We start from the raw sequence: 19,644 nt of genomic DNA on the forward strand, positions 1-19,644 counted from the left end.
TCCTATAAATTTGATTAGATGCCACAAATTAATGGAATGAATAAATTAATGCAATCGTTAATATCGGTTATTGTGATAGGGGAAAACGGCGGGCGCCGATAAATCTTTTTTTGTAATAATTTTCGTCCAGCGAAGAAATGGTAACGCCCAGCGTCCTGCTCGAATGGATGAATTCCCGGTTTCCAAGATAAATTCCCACATGCCCGGGATAACTTCGTTTGGAAGTATTAAAAAACACAAGGTCGCCGAATTTTAATTCGTTTTCATTAACGCTTGTACCGGCGGCGAATTGTTCTTTTGCGGTACGTGGCAAATCTACGGAAAAGGCGCTCAATATTTGCTTGGTAAACGCCGAGCAATCAATGCCTTTATCCGAATTGCCGCCGTATTTATATGGAGCGTCGATATACTTGATTACTTCGAGAAGTAATTTTTCCCTGAACGAAATGGGCGCGCCGGAGCTTATCGTAGTTCTGTATTCTTCAATAAATTCTTCTTTATTGATGGAATTGATTTCTTCCGGCAACTCATCGAATTCAGAAACTCCGGAATCCGCAACCGGAACGTTATTATTCAACGTATCGCTTTTAAAGTTATCTTCGGAAGTAAACCTGGGCGTACGGTTTACTTCTTCCTTTTTTTCTTTCGGTTTGTTATATCTTACGGAAGAAGAAGTCGAAGAGCATCCGGTTGTCAGGACAATCGCAATGAGTAAAAGGGATATAGCTATTTTCCTTGGCATCCGAGTTTTATCCCAGATATGCTCTTAAGTTTTTACTCCTGGAAGTATGCCTGAGACGTCTAATTGCTTTTTCCTTAATTTGCCGGACTCTTTCCCGCGTAAGGTTGAACTTTTCGCCAATTTCTTCGAGCGTAAGGGAATGTTCGCCGTTGAGTCCGAAATAGAGTTTTATGACTTCCGCTTCTCTGTCGGTTAAAGTTGAAAGCGCTCTCTCAATTTCTTTTTTCAGAGATTCCGACATCAAAGTCTGGTCGGGCGACGGAACTTCGTCGTTGGGCAGAACGTCGAGCAGACTGTTTTCTTCGCCCTGGCTGAAAGGGGCGTCCATCGATATGTGTCTGCCGGCATTTTTAATTGCGTCGGCTACTTCGGAAACGTCCATATTCAATTGTTCTGCGAGCTCCTCTGCATTCGGTTCCCTTTCGAATTCCTGGACAAGATTACTGTAAGCTTTGCCGATTTTGTTAAGCGCCCCGACCCTGTTGAGCGGAAGACGAACGATTCTCGACTGTTCTGCAAGCGCCTGTAGAATCGACTGCCTGATCCACCATACAGCGTACGAAATAAATTTGAAACCGCGTGTTTCGTCGAAACGTTTTGCCGCTTTTATCAGTCCCAGATTTCCTTCATTAATCAAATCTCCGAGCGACAGCCCCTGGTTTTGATATTGTTTTGCAACCGAGACAACGAATCTCAGATTTGCCTTGACGAGTTTTTCCAGAGCTTTCTGATCGCCTTTTTTTATTTTAATTGCCAGTTCAATTTCTTCCTCCGGAGTAAGCAATTCAACTTTACCGATTTCCTGCAGGTATTTATCGAGAGAAAGACTTTCACGATTTGTAAATTGTTTTGTGATTTTCAAGATTCCTCTCCCCTATCTATTTTTCTGTATTTATAGAATCGACAATACCGACAATCGAAGCGTCCACGGGAGCCATATCCACATCGAGCGGAATAACAGCCTCGCTAGCCGTAACGTAAAAAATAATTTCGCCCGGACCTGCGCCGACCGTATCGAGAGCTATGATAGGACTCGCCGTATTTTCCAGTTCGTAATTGATCGGTTGAACCAGCTGCATTTTATAACCTGCAACGGCGTCATACTTTCTAGTAGCCCAGATTGTTCCGATCACTTTTCCCAGATGCATTAAATAATACCTACTTATTATCGTTAATTGCGACGTCAAGTTTATCAACAATAGCCATTATCACGGCGTCGACCGGTTTGTTTTTCGTAAAAGTAGTCTGTCTTGCCGAGCTGCCCTGAGCTACCAAAACCGTCTCTCCTATTCCAGCTCCCACAGAATCGACAGCTATTACAGTCGATGCTTTTGGGGTTAAATCGAGATTCAATTCGCGGACGATCAAGAATTTTGCGCCTACCAGATTCTCGTCCTTACGCGTTGACCAGACCGTTCCAATTACCTTTCCGAGTACCAGAACTACCTCCCTGTTTTAATTTCTTCCGGGTCAATTATTTTAATGCCGGCATTCAAATACTTTTCTTTTTGCCTTGTTACCAGCGGCAAGTTATTATTTAACGCCACTGAACAGATTAAAGCTTCACGGACGCCTGCAACTTTATTAAAAAATTTCGAAATGTTCAAACTGTATCTTGAATTTAAGCCGAGCACTTTCAGGGCTGAAAGCAATTGTCGAACGGCTTCGTTGCGAATTTCGTTGTGCGCGTTGAAAAAGAGTTCAGCCGAATTAATTACCGTCGTAAAGCAAACGCTGCGCTCCATAAGTATCTCAAGTACGGTTTCTTCAACAGCGGCGGAGTCTAGATACTCAATCAATATATCGGTATCTATTAAATATTCCGGTTTCTTTTTTTCCATATTAGTACCAGATAAATCCCTTCCCGAAGTTTTCTTTATTCAAACTTCCTTTAGCTTTCAAAAAATCATAAACAGACGAATACGGTATTCCCTGGGTATTTTTAATTTTGTCTACCCGCTCTTCAGAAAAACCGTCGAGAAAAGCAGCTCGTTTTGCGTCGTAGTATATTGTCACGAAAAATTCGCTGATATTATTGTTTTTAATTTTATCGAGAACGCCTTCCGGTAAAGTTATCGTATTGTTTTCATCAAGGCTTGCTTTGAATGAAATTATTTCCGTCAAGTTATCTTTATCCATATAAAAAGCTTGTTCCTTTCAAATCGTTATTAACTTTAAAAAAATGAGCAATAGTTTGCGCGACGTCTGCAAATGTATTTCTAACGCCCAGATTGCGCGGCGGCTCTTCTTTCGAATAAAAAAGCAAAGGAACATATTCCCTGCTGTGATCGGTACTCGGAGTAGTAGGGTCGTTGCCGTGGTCTGCGGTTATTATCAACCGGTCGCTCGTATCCATTTTATCCAGAAGCGACGGCAAAAAATTGTCAAACTCTTTTAACGCTCTTGCGAATCCCTCGGGATCGTTACGATGACCGTAATAAACGTCGAAATCGACAAGGTTGACAAATATAAAAGACGAAACAGCTTCGGAACTGATCCGAAGCAGTTTATCCATCCCTTCGGCGTTCGATTTAGTCTTATAACCGGTTTTGATTCCCCGGTAATTGAAAAGGTCGTTAATTTTACCGATGGCAATCGTATTTATATTATTGTGGTACAAATAATCGAGTATTGTATATCCGAACGGATCGAGCGAAAAATCTTTTCTGTTTGTAGTGCGCGTAAACTTACCCGGCTTTCCGATAAAAGGACGGGCTATTACCCTGGCGACGGCATTATCTCCGGTCAATACTTTGTTCCGCGCAATTTCGCATATTTCATAGAGTCTTTCCAGAGGAATGATTTCTTCATGAGCGGCAATCTGAAATACCGAATCTGCCGACGTGTAAACAATCGGGTACGACGTTTTTAAATGCTCTTCTCCAAGTCTTTCTATAATTTCCGTTCCGGAGGCAGGAATGTTGCCGAGGATTCCTTTGACTCCGGTTTCTTTAATGAATTCATCGACGATACTTTTCGGAAAGCCTTCGGGATAGAGCGGAAATTCTTTGTTGATATGAAGCCCGCCCAATTCCCAATGCCCGGTAGTGGAATCTTTTCCGACGGATACCTCATTCATTTTTCCGAAAGACGCAAGAGGTTTTCCGACGGGGTCGACGCCTTTGATCGAATCGATATTGCCTAATCCTGATTTTTGTAAATTAGGTAAATTCAACCCGCCCACGTATTCGGCCATGTTAGCCAAAGTATTGCTGCCCCGATCGCCATATTTGTCAGCGTCCGGCAGCTCGCCGATACCGACACCGTCTAAAACTATTACAATAAAATTATTCACAAACTGTCACAAACTTTTTACGGTATTCCCTCCTTTTTCGAGGGCTTTATTGAGCGCCAATTCGGCGTTTGTTAATATTTCGTCTACGTCGGTTTTGTTCGATGTCGAAGCCACTCCTACCGAGATTGTAAAAGTGGTCTGTTTCGACACTACAGAAATCGGCTTACGAGCGACTTTAATGCGCAGTTTTTCAGCCCACAGAAATACGTCTTTCGGAGCGGTATTGAAAAAGTAGACAGCGAAAATCCGCTCGCTCAAACGTCCTATTAAATTCATCGGGGTCGTTTCGTCTCGAATCATCTGCGCTATCGCTTTCAAGACTTTCGGGAACGGATTGCCGTCGAAGAGAGAATCTTCTTCGATGAAATCATCAATTTTAATAAGCGCAAGAGCGCCGGGAAGTTCGAGTTCTTTGCTCCTTACCAAATCCGTTGTCAGTCGTTCGATAAACGACCGGTGATTTAATACTTTTGTTTCGACGTCGTGTGCCAGCAGACTTTTCAGAACATTAATCGATGCGTGTGAATAAAGAATGAAAGCGAAAATTTTAGTGGCATTTTTTACGAAGGTTACTTCGCTGTTCGAATAATAATTCTTTTTAAGACTCTCGAAACACAATACACCGTAATTTTGTTCGTCGTAAATTAACGGTATAGCCAAAAAAGAACCGTCGAAACTAACGTCTTCGTTTCTGTTGAATCGCGGAATATCGGTTTGGGTTGTATCGTCAATTTTAACAGGGATGGAACTCATTATCGATTTGCCGACCAGAGTATCTTTGAGTTCGACCTCGAGATTTTCGCCAACGTATTTCAATGAAGTTTTATTGATTATGCGGGTAGTCTTAAATTTTTGTTCTAGCGGATTATAAAGTACGAAAGCAAATGCATCCCAGTCAAGCAATCTTTCGACCGTCCTGTCGAGCATTTCGAAGATGTCTTCTTCCGATTCGAATTTTCTGTCCTTTTCCAAAATTTCCGTCAAAGCTTTCAGGCGTTGTTCGGCTTGCGATTCCGAAAATTTATCTTCGAAGAGCGAGATTATAATCGAGATAACTCTTACAATCTTTCCGAGCGAATAGATTTGTTCGATGCCAAAAGCGTCTTTAACTTTTGAATCGAGCACAAGCAGCCCGGTAAGATTTTTTCCGTAAAAGAGAGGCACACCGACAAAGCTCTTAATTCCTTGCGGCGCGCTATAGTAACGTATGACATCCGCTTCCGCATTTGGCGTAATATCCGTCAGCAATTCGGGCTCTTCATTCTGTATTATTTTACCGAGAATGTCGTCCTCAAGGTCGAACTTTTGGCGCGTAATGGCCGAAGAACTGGAGACATAACGTTCGAGAGTCAGCCGCTGTCTTTTTTTATTGTACCAGAAAAACGCCACCGTGTGCGCAAGAAACGCTTCCTTAAGTACGCTCAATATTTTTTCGAGTAAGAACCCGAATTGTTCGTCGTGACTTACGTCTTTCGGTAGTTCTTCGAGAGCAATTTTCTGAAAATTTTCTTTAAAGTCGGAAGGCTTAAAAACTTCACGGTTTCCTGTGCGCGGAAAATACGCGCCCATATTTTCAGCGGTCAGCACTTCTATATTTTTAACGGGCGAGACAATCTTAAATTCTTCTCCCTCGTCTGTTTGATAACCTTGATCCGTATCAGTTTCGTTATCCGCCAAAGTTCCGGATTCCGGCATGTCGGGTTCGGCGTTCTCATGACCGCGCGAAGAATCGCGCAGAAAAATTATAAAGCCGATGTAAATAACTAAAATTACGCTTGTAATTATTCTTGTCAAAAAATCATCTGTAATAAAAAGGATGGTCAGAAGGATGGGTATTAACATAAAAATAAGAATTCTTTTTTTGTACTTTGACGATAAACCCATCTCTTCACTCAGAATGTTTACAATTTCGATTCAATAATAATAAAGTTTTATGAAATTTTCATGATAAGTAGAGCGAAGCAAGCAGTTTTATTATTTCTTTTTTGCCCGTATGCTTTACCGACGAAAAGAGAAAAGCATTGGTTCCGAAAATAATTTCCGGAAACGCTTCTTTAACGGTTTTCTTTATGCCCGCGATTTCGGATTGTTTCAGTTTGTCGGTTTTATTCAAAATCAGGAAATAGGGCAACTCTCTGGAACGCACGAATTCGTTCAGCATCAGATCCAGCGGCTGAGGTTTGTGGCGCGCGTCTATCAAATGGAAAACCGTCGAAATGTTTTTATTGGTGTCGAAGTAATTGGTGATGAGCCGTTCCCAATAATTCTTCTCGCTTTTTGACACTTTGGCGTAACCGAAGCCCGGCAAGTCCACAATATAAAATTTTCTTTCGACGAGATAATAGTTTATCGAACGCGTTTTACCGGGCGTAGAACTTGTCCGCGCTACTTTCAGAGGAGAAAACAGAGTATTTATAAACGAAGATTTACCCACGTTCGACCTTCCGCAAAGCACGGCGCAAGGCAGGTCGTCTTTCGGTATTTCGTTTATATTGAAAGCCGACGCGACAAATTCTATTTTTTTCATAGGCACAACAAAGATTTAAAAAAGAAACGTCCGGAACCAAACGGAGATCCGGACGCGTCTAAAATTCAAAAAAGGAATCGATTATTTTTCTTCTTTATTTTCTTCCGATGAAGATTCCTCTTCCTTGGATTCGCCTTCTTCTTTGGCTTCGGCTTTGGGTTCCTGGCTTACTTCGGAATCTGTTTCAGCTGCCGTTTCCTCTTTAGCTTCTTCGGCTTTTACTTCTTCGGCTTTTACTTCTTCGGCTGCGGTATCTTCCGCTTTTGCCTTATCTTCTTTTTTCTTTTTCGGAGCTTTTTCTTTTACGATGTCGCTGTAGTCAACCAATTCGATATAAGCCAGTTCGGCTCCGTCGCCTTTTCTTTGACCCAGTTTGATTATTCTTGTATATCCGCCGGGTCTGTCGCCGATTTTAGGAATAATAGCGGTAAAGAGTTCCTTTACGACTTCTTTATCCTTAATATCGGCAGCCACGTATCTGCGGTTTGCAACCGAATCGACTTTGGCTTTTGTAATAATCGGTTCTACAAAAGTGCGCAACTCTTTGGCTTTAGCCAGAGTAGTTTTAATCTTTTTATGTTTTAGCAAAGAAGTTGCTAAATTTCTCAAAGTAGCCAGTCTGTGTTCCGATGTTCTTTTTAATTTTCTACCTTTTACTCTGTGTCTCATTATTGAACCTTCGCAGTTTTAATGATTATTTTTTATCGGGTTTTTCTGACAAATATTTATCGACGTCCATACCGAAATGGAGTCCGTAATTTTCAACAATTTCTTTCAGTTCGGCAAGCGACTTGCGTCCGAAGTTTCTAAAGCGGAGCATTTCGTTTTCGTCGCGGCGAACCAAATCGCCTAATGTTTTGATATTGGCGGTTTTAAGACAATTATGAGACCTTACGCTCAATTCGAGATCGTCAACGCTGGTCGAAAGAATTTTTCTCAATCTTTCGGATTCTTCGTCTCTTTCGGTCTCTTCTTTTACTTCTTCGGGTTCGGTTTCGAAATTAATGAACATCTGAATATGATCTCTCAAGATTTTGCCCGAAGTGGAAAGAGCTTCTTCGGGAGTAATAGAACCGTCGGTAGTAATTTCGAGAGTAAGTTTTTCGTAGTCGTTTCGTTCGCCAATACGCACGTTTTCAACGTCGTACTTTACGTTAACAATCGGGGTATAGATCGAATCGATCGGAATTGTGCCGATAGTCATATCGGGAGTTTTTTGTTCCTGAGCCGGAACATAGCCTTTACCGATACCGAAACGAAGTTCGAGATTTAACTGAGTATCTTTATTCAAGTGAGCGATATGTAAATCGGGATTAAGAATTTCAACATCAGGGCAAGCCTTTTGAATATCTTCCGCTTTGAAGTCGCCTTCGCCGGTAACCGTGACCTGGCATCCGGTTACCTTTTTATCGAGAAGTCTCATACGAACTTTTTTGAGATTCAGGATAATTTCGGTAACGTCTTCCTGAACTCCCTGAATTGTAGAGAATTCGTGAAGCACGCCTTCGATTTTAACGGCTGTAATAGCGGCTCCCGGAAGCGAGGATAATAATACCCTTCTCAACGAATTTCCTAATGTAACGCCAAATCCTCTCTCTAAAGGTTGAATAGTAAATCTTCCGAATGTAGCGCTTTTTGAGGATTCTTCTTGTACTACGCCATCGGGCATTTTAATTAACGGATAGCTCATTTAATATATCCTCTATTATTATAAAATTACTTAGAATACAATTCGACAATTAATTGTTCATTGGCGTTCAACGGCACGTCTTCTCTTTCGGGAATGTTCATAAAAGTACCCGAGAGCGAAGCTTTATCGACCGAAAGCCAACCGTATGCGTTGTCTTTAGTTCTTCTCAACGAGTCGTGAATAATATCGAGTTTTTTGCTCTTTTCTCTAACGGCTACAACGTCGCCGGGCATTAGCAAATACGACGGGATATCGACAACTTTGCCGTTAACGGTAAAATGCCTGTGAAGCACTAATTGTCGGGCTGCCTTTCTCGAAGGCGCAAATCCGAGCCGGTAGACAACGTTGTCCAGACGTCTTTCGAGCAACTTGACGAGGTTGGCGCCTGTAACGCCTTTCTGGCGCGTTGCTCTGAAGAAGTAGAGCTTGAATTGCGTTTCCTGCAATCCGTAAATACGTTTAACTTTTTGTTTTTCTCTTAACTGAACGCCATACTCGGAAAATTTGGATCTACGGGACAAACCGTGCTGACCCGGGATATAATTTTTCTTTTCGAGCGGGCAACGCTCGGAATGGCATTTAGAACCTTTAAGAAATAATTTTTGTCTTTCTCTTCTGCATAATTTGCAACTTGGACCAGTGTATCTTGCCATCTAAATTTTCTCCTGTTATACTCTTCTACGTTTTGGTGGTCTGCATCCGTTATGCGGAATCGGAGTAATATCCTTAATGGAAAGGATTTCCAATCCGGCTGTATTGAGAGCGCGGATAGCAGCTTCTCTGCCTGCGCCGGGACCTTTAATTAAAACGTCGACTTTGCGCAGACCTAAGTCGTAAGCTTCTTTAGCGGCGGCTTCTGCGGTAACTTGAGCTGCAAAGGGTGTGTTTTTTCTGGAACCCTTGAAGCCGTTTTTACCGGCAGAAGACCATGAAATTGTATTGCCGTAAATATCCGTTATAGTAACGATCACGTTGTTAAACGAAGCTTTAATGTGCGCTACTCCGACCGAGTCAACGTGAACTTTCTTTTTAGTCTTTTTTCCTGCCTTAGCCAATTTAAATCTCCGTAATTAATTATTACTTCTTAGCCGGTGCTTTTTTCTTTCCGGCTACTGTTTTTCTTTTACCTTTTCTGGTTCTTGCATTTGTTCTGGTTCTTTGTCCTCTTACAGGCAAGCCGCGGCGGTGTCTCAATCCGCGATAGCACCCGATGTCCATCAAGCGTTTGATGTTTTGCTGCACTTCGCTTCTGAGCGCGCCTTCAACTTTATAGTCGGATGTCATGATCGCGCGAATCTTAGCTACTTCTTCTTCGGACAAATCAGCTATTTTCTTTTCGGGATCGATGCCTGCTTTAGACAGTATATCCAAAGCCGTCCTACGACCTATACCATAAATATAGGTTAATCCTATATACGATTTTTTTTGCTTTGGTAAGTCAATTCCTGCTATACGAGCCAAATCTTTTCCTCCTATCCTTGTCTTTGTTTGTGTTTAGGATTTTTGCAAATTACTCGAACAACGCCTTTTCTTTTAATCACCTTGCAATGGTCGCACATTTTTTTTACAGATGCTCTTACCTTCATAAATGCTCCGTTATTTATATCTGTATGTTATTCTTCCTTTATTAAGATCGTACGGAGATAATTCAACTGCCACTTTATCTCCCACAAGAATTTTAATAAAATGCATTCTCATCTTACCGGAAATATGCGCAAGGATCTCGTGCCCGTTGTCAAGTTTAACCTTGAAATGAGCGTTGGGTAACGTTTCCGTTACAACTCCGTCTACTTTTATCGGTCCTTGTTTTGCCATTTTTTATTTCAGCATTTTGTTAATATTTCCGGTTTACCGTCAATTATTGCAATGGTATGCTCGAAATGAGCCGACGGTTTACCATCCATTGTTTTCACTGTCCATCCGTCTTTTTCCACGAAGACTTTGTGAGTTCCTAAATTAATCATCGGTTCGATAGCCAGCGTCATTCCGTTTTTCAAGAGCGCTCCGCTTCCCTTTTTGCCGTAATTGGGAATTTGCGGGTCTTCGTGCAAATGTTTTCCGACGCCGTGACCGCATAAATCGCGCACTACCGAGTAACCGAAACTTTCGACGTACGATTGCACCGCAAATCCGATATCGCCGATTCTGTTTCCGGGACGCGCTTCTTCAATCGCCAGATAGAGCGACTTTTCCGTAACATCCATCAACTTTTTCTTTTCGTCGGATATATTTCCGACCGCTACGGTTAAAGCAGCGTCGCCGTAGTAGCCGTTCTTTTCGACGCCTACGTCTATCGAAATAATTTCGCCTTCTTTAAGAACTCTGTTGCCCGGAATTCCGTGAACAACCTCGTCATCAATCGAAGAACAAATTGAGCCGGGAAAATCAAACGACCCGACCTGCGAATAACCTTTGAATGCCGCGCGGGCATTGTTGCTGAGAATATAATCCTCAGCCATTTTATCGAGCTCGAGCGTTGTAACGCCCGGCTTAACGTAATTTTTCAGTAATTGAAGAACTTCGGCAACAATCTGACAACTTTCTCTTATATAATCGATTTCTTTTTTAGTCTTAATTAAAATCACAATACGCTACACTATTGTATTAAAATCTTCTGCCTCTTATTTTACCTGATTTCATGAATCCGTCGTAATGGCGCATCAAAAGGTGCGACTCGATTTGTTGAAGAGTGTCGAGCGCAACTCCAACGATAATCAATAAACTTGTTCCGCCAAAGAAAGAAGCAAAACTACCAGATACGCCGAACTTAGCCACAAACGCAGGCAATATAGCCACGATTGCAAGGAAGATTGAACCGGGCAATGTAATCTTTGTCAAAATGTTATCGATAAATTCCGCAGTCTGTTTACCCGGACGAATACCCGGTATAAAGCCGCCTTGTTTTTTCATGTTTTCTGCCACTTCCTGCGGATTAAATGCAATTGCCGTGTAGAAGTAGGTAAAAAATACGATCATCAAAGCATATATAAAAGAATACGTAAACGACTGATAATTAAAATATCCGGCAATCGAAGCTATAAATTCATTATTAGGGAAAAATGAGAACAAAGTGCTCGGAATAAACATAATCGACTGAGCGAAAATAATCGGCATCACACCCGCAGTGTTCACTCTCAAAGGAATATATTGAGTAACTCCGCCGTAAACTTTTCTTCCGACAACACGTTTTGCATATTGCACCGGAATTCTTCTTGTTCCCTGAGTCACAAGTATTACGCCGGCAATAACCAATAACATGAACGCAATTATTACGATTTCAATTACGAGGTTACGCTGCCCGGCAGCCAACAATCTGTATTCATCGAGAACAGCAAACGGAAATCTATCGATGATTCCTATAAATATGATAAGAGAGATACCGTTGCCAATGCCTTTGTCCGTAATTTGTTCACCGAGCCACATAATAAATACTGTGCCTGCAACAAGAAAAACTATTGTAGAAAACGTCCATCCGATGCCTCTTATTTCTTCGGGCACAACAGGCGAACCGTTAAAATTCATATTAAGAAGATGAATAGTAACTCCCCACGCCTGGAAAGCGGAAATTATTACGGTGCCGTAACGCGTCCATTGCGTAATTTTCTTTCTGCCTTCTTCTCCTTCGCGCTGTAGCTTTTGAATATAAGGAACAACCGCTCCCGCAAGCTGGAGAATAATCGAAGCTGAAATATAGGGCATTATACCCAGAGCGAAAAGGGCTGCGTTTCTGAATGCTCCGCCGACAAATAAATCATAAAGACCGAAAAGATTGTCGGAAGTGGAGTTCGACATAGCCGAGCTGAGCAAATGCGAGTCGATGCCCGGCAGCGTTACGTGAGCTCCTATTCTTACAATCACAAGCAGGGCTAAAGTATAAAGGATTCTTTGCCTCAGCTCGTGAATCTTAAATATGTTCCGGAATGTTTCTTGAAAAGTTGCCATTAAGCTTTAATCTCTTTTATGGTTCCACCGACTGATTCAATTTTTTGTTTAGCCGAAGCGCTGAAAGCATGCGCTTCAATATTAATTTTCGATTTAATTTCTCCGCTGCCGAGTATTTTATAAGGAGCGGCGGCTTTCGAAATCAAACCGTTTTGATATAAAACAGCTGGAGTAATTACATCTTCGGTTATCTTTTTATCGTCGACTAACTTTTGAATACGGTCGAGATTAATAACCTGATAGGTCACTTTAAAAGGACTTTTGAAACCGCGTTTGGGCACTCTGCGCTGCAAAGGCATCTGACCGCCTTCAAACCATACTTTGTACTTCGCGCCCGACCTCGAGCGTTGTCCGTTCATACCGCGCGTAGCAGTGCCGCCGTGTCCGCTTCCTTCGCCTCTGCCGATTCTTTTTTCTCTCTTGTTGGAACCTTTTGCAGGTTTTAAATTACTTAGAATATCCATGTATCACCCTGTTAATCTTCTATTTCTTCTACTTTTACTAAATGAGATACTTTTCTAACCATTCCTCTTATCTGAGGAGTATCGTTATGAACAACCTGATAATTCGGTCTTCCCAAACCGAGAGCCTGGATAGTAAGCTTTTGCGGTTTCGGACGATCGATAATGCTGTGTGTTTGCGTAATTTTTAATTTCTTAGCCATTTCTACCTCACTCTGCACTGAATAACTCGTTAAGTTTCATACCTCTTTTGTAAGCTACGGAGCGCGCGTCCCATAAATTGAGCAAAGCAGCCAAAGTAGCTTTAACCTGATTATGCGGATTCGACGAACCGAGCGATTTAGTCAAAACGTCCTGAACGCCTGCAGCTTCGAGAACCGCTCTAACGCCTCCGCCTGCTATCAAGCCTGTTCCCGGCGAAGCGGGTTTTATGAGAACTTCGCCTGCTCCGAATTTGCCAATAATTTCGTGAGGCACCGTTCCTTTAATAACAGGCACTTTATATACGTTTTTCTTGGCATCGTCTATGCCTTTGGAAATAGCATCGGTAACTTCATTAGCTTTGCCCAGGCCAACTCCTACGTGACCGTTACCGTCGCCTACAACAACAATTGCATTAAAGCTAAAGCGACGTCCGCCTTTAACGACCTTGGCAACCCTGTTAATATGAACTATTTTTTCCTTTAAGTTTTCCAGTCCGCTAACTTTTTTCGATTTGAAGTTCAATTTTCACTCCTTTTGAATTACCTTATTTATAGCTGCCGGAGGAGGATTCGAACCTCCACATACGGCTCCAAAGGCCGCTGTCCTACCATTAGACGATCCGGCAATCCCTTTAGAATTTCAATCCGCCTTCGCGAGCGCCTTCCGCAACCGCTTTTACTTTTCCGTGATAGGGATAGCCGTTTCGGTCAAATACCGCTGCAGTAATCCCCTTCTCGGTTGCAATCTTAGCAAGTAACTTTCCTACAATTCTTCCTTTTTCAACCTTTCCTTTAACTCCTTTCAATTCCTCGGCAATTTCCTTCGAAAGCGTTGATGCTGCAGCTAATGTTGTGCCTGTAGTGTCGTCGATTAATTGAGCATAAATGTGATTAAGGCTCTTGAATACGCTCAAACGAGGACGCTCAGGAGTTCCATGTATTTTCTTTCTGATTCTTACTCGTTTTCTTAATCTTCTTGTAGTGTCTTTTAAGAACATTTTTCACAATCTCCTAATTATTTGCCGGCTGTTTTGCCCGCTTTTCTAATAATAACTTCGTTTGAATATTTAATGCCTTTGCCTTTGTACGGTTCGGGTTTTCTGAAAGACCTTATCTTGGCTGCTACCAATCCGACAAGTTCTTTATCGCTTCCCGAAATTTTCAGTTGGTTTGGAGTTACGACTTCAACTTTAATTCCTTCGGGAGGAATAAAAAAGATCGGATGCGAATAGCCGATAGTCAACAAGATACCGTTGCCTTTTGCCTCGGCGCGATAACCCACTCCAACGATATCGAGCGTTTTGGAAAAACCTTCCGTAACTCCTACCACCATATTATTTATCAACGATCTGGTAAGACCGTGAAGAGCTCTGTTTTGTTTCTCGTCGTTAGGTCGAGTAACCAATATTTCTTCTTTTGTAATTTCGACATTAATATTCGGATGAATCTCCATCTGGAGTTCGCCGAGTTTGCCTTTAACTTTTAACAGATTACCGTCTTTTGTAACGGTAACGTCTTTAATTGGAATCGGTTTTTTGCCTATTCGTGACACTTTTAGACCTCTCAATTATTACCAAACTTGGCAGATTACTTCTCCGCCCACTGATTCTTTACGTGCTTGTTTGTCCGTCATTAAACCTTTTGACGTCGATATAATCGATATTCCCAATCCGTTTAGGACTTTCGGGAGTTCGTCTTTGCCTGCATAGATACGAAGACCCGGTTTGCTGACTTTCTTTAAGCCGGTTATTGAAGGAATTCCATTAACATACTGAAGATGAATTCTTAATATGTTCTGCTTGTTATCTTCGATCACATTATAATCTTTAATGTACTTATTAGCTTTTAAGATTTCAGCCAGTCCTTCTTTCATTTTCGAGGAAGGAATATCAACGTATTTTTTTCTGGCTTTAATTGCATTACGTATTCTTGTTAAAAAATCTGCAATCGGGTCGGTTGTCAACATTACTTTATTCTCCTTCTATTACCAACTTGATTTCTTTAGACCGGGAATTTCGCCTCTTAGAGCCATTTCTCTGAGAACGAGACGTGAAATTCCGAATTTTCTGTAATAACCTCTGGGACGACCGCTAATCAAACAGCGATTGTGCGCTCTTGTAGGAGCCGAATTACGGGGCAGTAATTGCAAAGCCTCGTAATCTCCTTTTTCTTTTAATTCTTTTCTTTTTTGAGCGTATTTTTCTCTTAATTTCGCTCTTTTAATTTCGCGAGCCAATAAGCTTTTTCTTGCCATGATATCCCTTTAATTATTTTCTTTTTTTCTGAACGGCATTCCGAATGCGCTTAGCAGTTCGTACGCTTCTTTATCTGTTTTGGCAGTCGTAACAAACGTAATATCCATACCCAAAACTCTGTTCACTTTGTCGATATTAATTTCGGGAAAGATAATTTGTTCTTTAATCCCGAGAGTATAATTGCCTCTGCCGTCAAAGGATTTATCGGAAATGCCTCTGAAGTCCCTTACACGGGGAAGAGCAATCGTAATCAATCTGTCGAGGAATTCGTACATCATTTCTCTGCGCAAAGTAACCTTAGCGCCGATTTTCATTCCTTCTCTGAGCTTGAAATTCGAAATCGACTTTTTGGCGGTTCTTATCGAAGCTTTTTGACCGGTAATAGTTTCCAGGTCTTTAACCGCTTCGTCGAGAATTTTGGGATCCTGAACAGCCTGACCGACGCCCATATTAACGACGATCTTTGCCAGGCGCGGAACCTGCATAAAATTCTTATATCCGAACTGCTCCATCAATTTCGGGGCAATTTCCTTATTATATTTTTCTTTCAAACGGGCCGGAATTTTTTCTTCGATTACCGTTTCTTTTTCGGCGCCGGCTTTTGCAGTTTTTTTAACTGCTTTTTCCTGTTTTTCTGTTTTTTGTTTTGCCATCTTAAATATCAATCCTTTTTGACGTTTGACTTATCGAGATAATTATCCGAGCATTTCGCCGCTTTTTTTGCTAATTCTAACGCTTTTTTTCTTGCCTGTTTTTTCGTCTATTATAATCTTTGCTCCGATACGCGCCGGTTCGTTTGTTTTAGGGTCGAGAATCATAACATTAGAAGCGTCAATCGGAGCTTCTTTTTCAATAATTCCTCCCTGAGGATTTTTTTGAGAAGGCTTTGTATGACGTTTGCGGAGATTAACGCCTTCTACAATGACCCGATTCTCAGCGGGAAAAACTTTCAAAATTTTACCGGTTTTTCCTTTATAGTTACCGGCTATTACGATTACATTGTCATTTTTTTTAAGTTTCATAGTATCTATCCTCTTAAAGAACCTCTGGAGCCAGAGAAATAATTTTCATAAATTTTTTGTCTCTTAATTCTCTTGCAACCGGACCGAAGATACGAGTACCTCTCGGTTCGCCTTGATTGTTGAGCAATACCGCGGCGTTTTCGTCGAATCTGATATAAGACCCGTCTTTTCTGCGCACTTCTTTTTTAGTGCGCACAACCACGGCACGCGACACGTCGCCTTTTTTAACGGCGCCGCCCGGAATGGCTGCTTTAACGCTGACAACAATAATATCGCCTACGCTGGCATAGCGTCTGCCGCTGCCACCCAATACACGGATACATCGGATTTTTTTAGCTCCCGAGTTATCCGCAACGACTAAATTTGTTTCTTCTTGTATCATAATTTCCAGATCTCCGTCGAGCTTTTTCTATTTACTTAGCTTTTTCGATAATTTCTACTAAACGCCATGTTTTTCTTTTACTGAGCGGGCGTGTCTCCATTATTTTTACTTTGTCTCCCATGCCGCACTCATTTTTTTCGTCATGAGCCATCAGCTTGGTAGTTTTTTTGAAGTACTTTTTGTAAATCGGATGCGCCACGCGTCTTTCTATCGCAACAATAATGCTTTTGTCCATCTTAGTGCTGATTACGGTTCCGATCCTAACTTTTCTGTTGTTTCTTGTCTGCATGGAAAACTATTTGCTCCTTATTTATTTTCCTTTTGTTCATTCTGTTTTGCTTCCTGAAGCTGGCGTTCTTTGAGAACCGTCTTCATTTTTGCAATGTCTTTACGAGTAGCTCTGAGCAGCGCGGTATTTGTCAAATTTTTCAATTCGTGCTGAAATCTCAGATCAATTAAATTTTTCTGTTCTTCCAGAATTCTTCTCTGAATTTCTTCTGTTGACATTTCTCTGATTTGATAAATTTTCATTTTATCAACCCTTATGATTCTAAATCGATTCTCTGAACAATTTTAGTTTTAATTGGAAGCTTATGAGCCGCCAGTTGTAAAGCTTCGTAAGCGGTTTCTCTGTCGACGCCGTTAATTTCAAAAAGGATTCTGCCCGGCTTTACTACCGCAACCCAAAATTCCGGAGCGCCTTTTCCTTTACCCATTCTTGTTTCAAGAGGTTTTTTACTGACGGGTTTATCCGGAAAAATACGAATCCACACTTTACCGTCGCGTTTCATTTTACGAGACAGAGCGACACGGCAAGCTTCTATCTGACGACTTGTAATCCAAGCCGGTTCTAATGCTTTGAGACCGTAATCACCGAAATTGACCAAATGTCCTCTCGATGCTTTACCTTTTCTTCTTCCTCTTTGCGATTTACGATATTTAACTCTTTTTGGCATTAACATGGCATTAAACTCCTATTCGGATGAACGTTTACCTAAAATTTCACCGCGGCAGATCCAAACTTTTACTCCAATAGAGCCGTATATAGTCTGAGCTGTAGCCTGAGCATAGTCGATGTCGGCTCTTATTGTATGGAGCGGAATTCTACCTTCTTTGTATTGTTCCGTACGAGCCATTTCAGCGCCACCCAATCTGCCCGAGCACATAACTCTGATGCCTTCGGCGCCCATTCTCATAGCCGCAGTAATCGCTGTTTTCATAGCTCTTCTGAAGGAAATTCTGCCTTCGATTTGTCTTGCAATATTTTCGGCAACCAGATAAGCATCCAATTCGGGTCTTTTTATTTCCGAAATTTGGACTTTCACTTCCTTTTGAGTAATTTTTTTCAATTCTTCTTCGAGCTGGGCGATTTCTTTACCGCTTTTACCGATGACAACGCCGGGTCGCGAAGTATGAATGGTAAGAATAATATTCTTCGATGTCCGATCGATTTTGATGGCAGAAACGCCGGCATTTTGAAGTCTTTTTCTAATATAGAGCCGGAGTTTGTGATCTTCCATTAATTTCGGGGCGTAACTTTTGTTCTCGAACCAGTTCGATTCCCAGCCTCTTATAATACCAACTCTAAAGCCGATTGGATGTGTCTTTTGACCCAAATCTTCCTCCGATTACTTTTTTGTTGCAACAACGATTGTTAAATGATTTGATCTTTTTCTTATTCTGTAAGCTCTGCCCATAGGCGCAGGCATAATTCTTTTCAAAGTCGGACCCTGATTAACATAAGCTTCTTTGACGTAGAGCTCGGAAATGTCATGACTTGCGTTTTCATCTTTATTCATCAAATTTGAGACTGCAGAGCGCAATACTTTTTCCGCGTCAACCGATGCATGCTTTGGAGAAAAGTGAAGAATCTCGATTGCTTGATCGACCGACTTTCCTCTGATCAAATCGACAACCAGCCTCATTTTGCGTGGCGAGGATCCGATATATTTGTGTGTCGCTTTTGCTTCCATTATTCCAAACCTCAGTTACATTCTTGATTTACTTTGCTTTAGATGCTTTTTCCGCTTTGGTTCCCGGGTGTCCTCTGAAAATTCTCGTCGGCGCAAATTCACCCAGCTTATGTCCGACCATATTTTCAGATATATAAACCGGAATCATTTTGTTGCCGTTATGAACGGCAATTGTATGTCCGACGAACTCAGGAGATATAGTAGAAGCGCGAGACCATGTTTTAATAATTTTTTTCTGGTTGGTCTCGTTTAACTGTCTGATTTTCCTGAGCAATTTGACATCGATATAAGGACCTTTTTTGACTGATCTTGGCATAGCTTACTCTATTTTCTTCTCTTTACAATGTATTTATTAGAAGGATTTTTCTTTTTTCTGGTTTTAAGACCTTTTGCTTTTTGACCCCAAGGCGATACCGGATGTCCGCCGCCTGAAGTTTTGCCTTCGCCGCCGCCCATCGGATGGTCAACGGGATTCATTGCAACGCCTCTTACGTGAGGTCTTCTGCCGAGCCATCTGCTTCTTCCTGCTTTTCCGAGACTAATGTTTTCGTGGTCGGAATTTCCAACCGTACCGTAGGTTGCCATACATTCCACATTTATCATTCTTACCTCACCAGAAGGCATTTTCAATTGAGCAAATTTACCTTCGCGAGCCATTAATTGTAACGATACTCCCGCGGAACGTCCGATTTGACCGCCCTTACCCGGCTTTAATTCAACATTATGCACAAAACTGCCGAGCGGAATTTCTTTCAACGGAAGAGCGTTGCCAACTTTAATTTCGGCTCCTGTGCCAGACATTACAGTATCGCCAACTTTAAGTCCGTCCGGAGCGATAATATATCTTTTTTCGCCGTCGGCATAGTGAAGCAACGCAATTCTTGCAGTTCTGTTCGGATCGTATTCAATCGAGAATACCTTAGCAGGAATACCATGTTTATCGCGTTTGAAATCGATAACTCTATATTTACGTTTATGACCGCCGCCGCGATGACGAGATGTAACACGTCCCTGATTATTTCTTCCGCCGGATTTTTTAATAGGAGCCAGCAACGATTTTTCCGGTTCCGTCTTAGTTATCTCTTCGAAAGAAGAGATACTCATAAATCTCGTTCCGGGTGTAATTGGTTTTAATTTTCTTATAGCCATTTA

At 41.7% G+C, this 19,644-nt stretch carries 35 protein-coding genes and 1 tRNA gene; all 36 read right to left on the reverse strand.

Features of this window, described 5'->3' with window-relative positions:
- Positions 1-67: 67 nt before the first annotated feature.
- The 36 genes from ACSSWA_RS03790 to rplB all read right to left on the reverse strand — a co-directional run bounded on the left by ACSSWA_RS03790 (position 68) and on the right by rplB (position 19,641).
- The gene (locus tag ACSSWA_RS03790; RefSeq protein ID WP_437355249.1) at positions 68-742 is read right to left on the reverse strand and encodes a C40 family peptidase; all 675 of its coding nucleotides are present in this window, start codon (positions 740-742) and stop codon (positions 68-70) included.
- Between the two features lie 7 nt (positions 743-749).
- Positions 750-1,604: a sigma-70 family RNA polymerase sigma factor gene (locus ACSSWA_RS03795; protein WP_437355250.1), complete on the reverse strand. Its 855-nt coding sequence runs from the start codon at positions 1,602-1,604 to the stop codon at positions 750-752.
- Positions 1,605-1,620: 16 nt separating this feature from the next.
- Complete coding sequence (locus ACSSWA_RS03800) at positions 1,621-1,890, reverse strand: EutN/CcmL family microcompartment protein (RefSeq protein WP_437355251.1); 270 nt, start codon at positions 1,888-1,890, stop codon at positions 1,621-1,623.
- A 10-nt stretch (positions 1,891-1,900) separates the two neighbouring features.
- Positions 1,901-2,182: a EutN/CcmL family microcompartment protein gene (locus ACSSWA_RS03805; RefSeq protein WP_437355401.1), complete on the reverse strand. Its 282-nt coding sequence runs from the start codon at positions 2,180-2,182 to the stop codon at positions 1,901-1,903.
- Between the two features lie 2 nt (positions 2,183-2,184).
- Positions 2,185-2,583 carry a PIN domain-containing protein gene (locus ACSSWA_RS03810; RefSeq protein ID WP_437355252.1) on the reverse strand — a complete coding sequence of 133 codons (399 nt, stop codon included), beginning with the start codon at positions 2,581-2,583 and terminating at the stop codon, positions 2,185-2,187.
- Between the two features lies 1 nt (position 2,584).
- The gene (locus tag ACSSWA_RS03815) at positions 2,585-2,881 is read right to left on the reverse strand and encodes a hypothetical protein (protein WP_437355253.1); all 297 of its coding nucleotides are present in this window, start codon (positions 2,879-2,881) and stop codon (positions 2,585-2,587) included.
- Positions 2,874-4,037 carry a phosphopentomutase gene (locus ACSSWA_RS03820; protein ID WP_437355254.1) on the reverse strand — a complete coding sequence of 388 codons (1,164 nt, stop codon included), beginning with the start codon at positions 4,035-4,037 and terminating at the stop codon, positions 2,874-2,876. Before ACSSWA_RS03820 ends, ACSSWA_RS03815 begins: the two co-directional genes overlap by 8 nt.
- A gap of 6 nt (positions 4,038-4,043) precedes the next feature.
- A complete protein-coding gene (locus ACSSWA_RS03825; RefSeq protein ID WP_437355255.1) occupies positions 4,044-5,831 on the reverse strand; it encodes a sensor domain-containing diguanylate cyclase in 1,788 nt (595 codons plus the stop codon).
- 148 nt (positions 5,832-5,979) lie between these two features.
- The gene (yihA, locus tag ACSSWA_RS03830; protein ID WP_437355256.1) at positions 5,980-6,564 is read right to left on the reverse strand and encodes a ribosome biogenesis GTP-binding protein YihA/YsxC; all 585 of its coding nucleotides are present in this window, start codon (positions 6,562-6,564) and stop codon (positions 5,980-5,982) included.
- An 81-nt stretch (positions 6,565-6,645) separates the two neighbouring features.
- A complete protein-coding gene (gene rplQ / locus ACSSWA_RS03835; RefSeq protein ID WP_437355257.1) occupies positions 6,646-7,233 on the reverse strand; it encodes a 50S ribosomal protein L17 in 588 nt (195 codons plus the stop codon).
- A 25-nt stretch (positions 7,234-7,258) separates the two neighbouring features.
- The gene (locus ACSSWA_RS03840) at positions 7,259-8,254 is read right to left on the reverse strand and encodes a DNA-directed RNA polymerase subunit alpha (RefSeq protein WP_437355258.1); all 996 of its coding nucleotides are present in this window, start codon (positions 8,252-8,254) and stop codon (positions 7,259-7,261) included.
- 26 nt (positions 8,255-8,280) lie between these two features.
- Positions 8,281-8,907 (reverse strand): 30S ribosomal protein S4, encoded by a 627-nt coding sequence (gene rpsD, locus ACSSWA_RS03845; RefSeq protein WP_437355259.1) that lies wholly within the window; start codon positions 8,905-8,907, stop codon positions 8,281-8,283.
- Between the two features lie 15 nt (positions 8,908-8,922).
- The gene (gene rpsK / locus ACSSWA_RS03850; RefSeq protein WP_014854872.1) at positions 8,923-9,309 is read right to left on the reverse strand and encodes a 30S ribosomal protein S11; all 387 of its coding nucleotides are present in this window, start codon (positions 9,307-9,309) and stop codon (positions 8,923-8,925) included.
- A gap of 22 nt (positions 9,310-9,331) precedes the next feature.
- Positions 9,332-9,715, reverse strand: a complete 384-nt coding sequence (gene rpsM / locus ACSSWA_RS03855) for a 30S ribosomal protein S13 (protein WP_437355260.1) — start codon at positions 9,713-9,715, stop codon at positions 9,332-9,334.
- An 11-nt stretch (positions 9,716-9,726) separates the two neighbouring features.
- Positions 9,727-9,840 (reverse strand): 50S ribosomal protein L36, encoded by a 114-nt coding sequence (rpmJ, locus tag ACSSWA_RS03860; RefSeq protein ID WP_014854874.1) that lies wholly within the window; start codon positions 9,838-9,840, stop codon positions 9,727-9,729.
- 10 nt (positions 9,841-9,850) lie between these two features.
- On the reverse strand, positions 9,851-10,069 hold the full coding sequence (gene infA / locus ACSSWA_RS03865; RefSeq protein WP_014854875.1) for a translation initiation factor IF-1: 219 nt from the start codon (positions 10,067-10,069) through the stop codon (positions 9,851-9,853).
- A gap of 8 nt (positions 10,070-10,077) precedes the next feature.
- On the reverse strand, positions 10,078-10,839 hold the full coding sequence (map, locus tag ACSSWA_RS03870) for a type I methionyl aminopeptidase (protein ID WP_437355261.1): 762 nt from the start codon (positions 10,837-10,839) through the stop codon (positions 10,078-10,080).
- A gap of 19 nt (positions 10,840-10,858) precedes the next feature.
- The gene (secY, locus tag ACSSWA_RS03875; RefSeq protein ID WP_437355262.1) at positions 10,859-12,196 is read right to left on the reverse strand and encodes a preprotein translocase subunit SecY; all 1,338 of its coding nucleotides are present in this window, start codon (positions 12,194-12,196) and stop codon (positions 10,859-10,861) included.
- Positions 12,196-12,660, reverse strand: a complete 465-nt coding sequence (gene rplO, locus ACSSWA_RS03880; RefSeq protein ID WP_437355263.1) for a 50S ribosomal protein L15 — start codon at positions 12,658-12,660, stop codon at positions 12,196-12,198. The genes secY and rplO overlap by 1 nt, the downstream gene beginning before the upstream one ends.
- 11 nt (positions 12,661-12,671) lie before the next feature.
- Positions 12,672-12,860 (reverse strand): 50S ribosomal protein L30, encoded by a 189-nt coding sequence (rpmD, locus tag ACSSWA_RS03885; protein ID WP_437355264.1) that lies wholly within the window; start codon positions 12,858-12,860, stop codon positions 12,672-12,674.
- Positions 12,861-12,867: 7 nt separating this feature from the next.
- Positions 12,868-13,383, reverse strand: coding sequence for a 30S ribosomal protein S5 (gene rpsE, locus ACSSWA_RS03890; RefSeq protein ID WP_437355265.1), 516 nt, complete (start codon positions 13,381-13,383; stop codon positions 12,868-12,870).
- A gap of 32 nt (positions 13,384-13,415) precedes the next feature.
- Positions 13,416-13,486 (reverse strand) — tRNA-Gln (locus ACSSWA_RS03895).
- 6 nt (positions 13,487-13,492) lie between these two features.
- Positions 13,493-13,858: a 50S ribosomal protein L18 gene (gene rplR, locus ACSSWA_RS03900; protein ID WP_437355266.1), complete on the reverse strand. Its 366-nt coding sequence runs from the start codon at positions 13,856-13,858 to the stop codon at positions 13,493-13,495.
- A 17-nt stretch (positions 13,859-13,875) separates the two neighbouring features.
- Positions 13,876-14,412, reverse strand: coding sequence for a 50S ribosomal protein L6 (rplF, locus tag ACSSWA_RS03905; protein WP_437355267.1), 537 nt, complete (start codon positions 14,410-14,412; stop codon positions 13,876-13,878).
- Positions 14,413-14,430: 18 nt separating this feature from the next.
- Positions 14,431-14,826, reverse strand: a complete 396-nt coding sequence (gene rpsH / locus ACSSWA_RS03910) for a 30S ribosomal protein S8 (protein WP_437355268.1) — start codon at positions 14,824-14,826, stop codon at positions 14,431-14,433.
- Positions 14,827-14,844: 18 nt separating this feature from the next.
- A complete protein-coding gene (rpsN, locus tag ACSSWA_RS03915; protein ID WP_437355269.1) occupies positions 14,845-15,114 on the reverse strand; it encodes a 30S ribosomal protein S14 in 270 nt (89 codons plus the stop codon).
- A 9-nt stretch (positions 15,115-15,123) separates the two neighbouring features.
- Complete coding sequence (rplE, locus tag ACSSWA_RS03920) at positions 15,124-15,768, reverse strand: 50S ribosomal protein L5 (RefSeq protein WP_437355270.1); 645 nt, start codon at positions 15,766-15,768, stop codon at positions 15,124-15,126.
- Positions 15,769-15,810: 42 nt separating this feature from the next.
- A complete protein-coding gene (rplX, locus tag ACSSWA_RS03925; RefSeq protein WP_437355271.1) occupies positions 15,811-16,137 on the reverse strand; it encodes a 50S ribosomal protein L24 in 327 nt (108 codons plus the stop codon).
- 13 nt (positions 16,138-16,150) lie between these two features.
- On the reverse strand, positions 16,151-16,519 hold the full coding sequence (gene rplN, locus ACSSWA_RS03930) for a 50S ribosomal protein L14 (protein WP_437355272.1): 369 nt from the start codon (positions 16,517-16,519) through the stop codon (positions 16,151-16,153).
- A 31-nt stretch (positions 16,520-16,550) separates the two neighbouring features.
- On the reverse strand, positions 16,551-16,808 hold the full coding sequence (gene rpsQ / locus ACSSWA_RS03935) for a 30S ribosomal protein S17 (RefSeq protein ID WP_437355273.1): 258 nt from the start codon (positions 16,806-16,808) through the stop codon (positions 16,551-16,553).
- 17 nt (positions 16,809-16,825) lie between these two features.
- The gene (rpmC, locus tag ACSSWA_RS03940) at positions 16,826-17,050 is read right to left on the reverse strand and encodes a 50S ribosomal protein L29 (protein WP_437355274.1); all 225 of its coding nucleotides are present in this window, start codon (positions 17,048-17,050) and stop codon (positions 16,826-16,828) included.
- A gap of 11 nt (positions 17,051-17,061) precedes the next feature.
- Positions 17,062-17,481 carry a 50S ribosomal protein L16 gene (gene rplP / locus ACSSWA_RS03945; protein WP_014854890.1) on the reverse strand — a complete coding sequence of 140 codons (420 nt, stop codon included), beginning with the start codon at positions 17,479-17,481 and terminating at the stop codon, positions 17,062-17,064.
- A gap of 12 nt (positions 17,482-17,493) precedes the next feature.
- Positions 17,494-18,135 (reverse strand): 30S ribosomal protein S3, encoded by a 642-nt coding sequence (gene rpsC / locus ACSSWA_RS03950; RefSeq protein WP_437355275.1) that lies wholly within the window; start codon positions 18,133-18,135, stop codon positions 17,494-17,496.
- A gap of 12 nt (positions 18,136-18,147) precedes the next feature.
- Positions 18,148-18,492 carry a 50S ribosomal protein L22 gene (gene rplV, locus ACSSWA_RS03955; RefSeq protein WP_437355276.1) on the reverse strand — a complete coding sequence of 115 codons (345 nt, stop codon included), beginning with the start codon at positions 18,490-18,492 and terminating at the stop codon, positions 18,148-18,150.
- A 28-nt stretch (positions 18,493-18,520) separates the two neighbouring features.
- Complete coding sequence (gene rpsS, locus ACSSWA_RS03960) at positions 18,521-18,808, reverse strand: 30S ribosomal protein S19 (RefSeq protein ID WP_437347488.1); 288 nt, start codon at positions 18,806-18,808, stop codon at positions 18,521-18,523.
- A gap of 8 nt (positions 18,809-18,816) precedes the next feature.
- Complete coding sequence (rplB, locus tag ACSSWA_RS03965; protein WP_437355277.1) at positions 18,817-19,641, reverse strand: 50S ribosomal protein L2; 825 nt, start codon at positions 19,639-19,641, stop codon at positions 18,817-18,819.
- Positions 19,642-19,644 lie beyond the last annotated feature (3 nt).

The sequence above is a fragment of the Melioribacter sp. Ez-97 genome (assembly GCF_051488665.1).
GTDB lineage: Bacteria > Bacteroidota > Ignavibacteria > Ignavibacteriales > Melioribacteraceae > Melioribacter.

Excerpts from the sequence above, each read along its gene's own strand:
- ACSSWA_RS03790 (WP_437355249.1), bottom strand. The coding sequence starts at position 742 with ATGCCAAGGAAAATAGCTATATCCCTTTTACTCATTGCGATTGTCCTG.
- ACSSWA_RS03800 (WP_437355251.1), bottom strand. The coding sequence starts at position 1,890 with ATGCATCTGGGAAAAGTGATCGGAACAATCTGGGCTACTAGAAAGTAT.
- ACSSWA_RS03810 (WP_437355252.1), bottom strand. The coding sequence starts at position 2,583 with ATGGAAAAAAAGAAACCGGAATATTTAATAGATACCGATATATTGATT.
- ACSSWA_RS03815 (WP_437355253.1), bottom strand. The coding sequence starts at position 2,881 with ATGGATAAAGATAACTTGACGGAAATAATTTCATTCAAAGCAAGCCTT.
- yihA (WP_437355256.1), bottom strand. The coding sequence starts at position 6,564 with ATGAAAAAAATAGAATTTGTCGCGTCGGCTTTCAATATAAACGAAATA.
- rplQ (WP_437355257.1), bottom strand. The coding sequence starts at position 7,233 with ATGAGACACAGAGTAAAAGGTAGAAAATTAAAAAGAACATCGGAACAC.
- ACSSWA_RS03840 (WP_437355258.1), bottom strand. The coding sequence starts at position 8,254 with ATGAGCTATCCGTTAATTAAAATGCCCGATGGCGTAGTACAAGAAGAA.
- rpsD (WP_437355259.1), bottom strand. The coding sequence starts at position 8,907 with ATGGCAAGATACACTGGTCCAAGTTGCAAATTATGCAGAAGAGAAAGA.
- rpmJ (WP_014854874.1), bottom strand. The coding sequence starts at position 9,840 with ATGAAGGTAAGAGCATCTGTAAAAAAAATGTGCGACCATTGCAAGGTG.
- infA (WP_014854875.1), bottom strand. The coding sequence starts at position 10,069 with ATGGCAAAACAAGGACCGATAAAAGTAGACGGAGTTGTAACGGAAACG.
- secY (WP_437355262.1), bottom strand. The coding sequence starts at position 12,196 with ATGGCAACTTTTCAAGAAACATTCCGGAACATATTTAAGATTCACGAG.
- rplO (WP_437355263.1), bottom strand. The coding sequence starts at position 12,660 with ATGGATATTCTAAGTAATTTAAAACCTGCAAAAGGTTCCAACAAGAGA.
- rpmD (WP_437355264.1), bottom strand. The coding sequence starts at position 12,860 with ATGGCTAAGAAATTAAAAATTACGCAAACACACAGCATTATCGATCGT.
- rplR (WP_437355266.1), bottom strand. The coding sequence starts at position 13,858 with ATGTTCTTAAAAGACACTACAAGAAGATTAAGAAAACGAGTAAGAATC.
- rpsH (WP_437355268.1), bottom strand. The coding sequence starts at position 14,826 with ATGTTGACAACCGACCCGATTGCAGATTTTTTAACAAGAATACGTAAT.
- rpsN (WP_437355269.1), bottom strand. The coding sequence starts at position 15,114 with ATGGCAAGAAAAAGCTTATTGGCTCGCGAAATTAAAAGAGCGAAATTA.
- rplE (WP_437355270.1), bottom strand. The coding sequence starts at position 15,768 with ATGGCAAAACAAAAAACAGAAAAACAGGAAAAAGCAGTTAAAAAAACT.
- rplX (WP_437355271.1), bottom strand. The coding sequence starts at position 16,137 with ATGAAACTTAAAAAAAATGACAATGTAATCGTAATAGCCGGTAACTAT.
- rplN (WP_437355272.1), bottom strand. The coding sequence starts at position 16,519 with ATGATACAAGAAGAAACAAATTTAGTCGTTGCGGATAACTCGGGAGCT.
- rpsQ (WP_437355273.1), bottom strand. The coding sequence starts at position 16,808 with ATGCAGACAAGAAACAACAGAAAAGTTAGGATCGGAACCGTAATCAGC.
- rpmC (WP_437355274.1), bottom strand. The coding sequence starts at position 17,050 with ATGAAAATTTATCAAATCAGAGAAATGTCAACAGAAGAAATTCAGAGA.
- rplP (WP_014854890.1), bottom strand. The coding sequence starts at position 17,481 with ATGTTAATGCCAAAAAGAGTTAAATATCGTAAATCGCAAAGAGGAAGA.
- rplV (WP_437355276.1), bottom strand. The coding sequence starts at position 18,492 with ATGGAAGCAAAAGCGACACACAAATATATCGGATCCTCGCCACGCAAA.
- rpsS (WP_437347488.1), bottom strand. The coding sequence starts at position 18,808 with ATGCCAAGATCAGTCAAAAAAGGTCCTTATATCGATGTCAAATTGCTC.
- rplB (WP_437355277.1), bottom strand. The coding sequence starts at position 19,641 with ATGGCTATAAGAAAATTAAAACCAATTACACCCGGAACGAGATTTATG.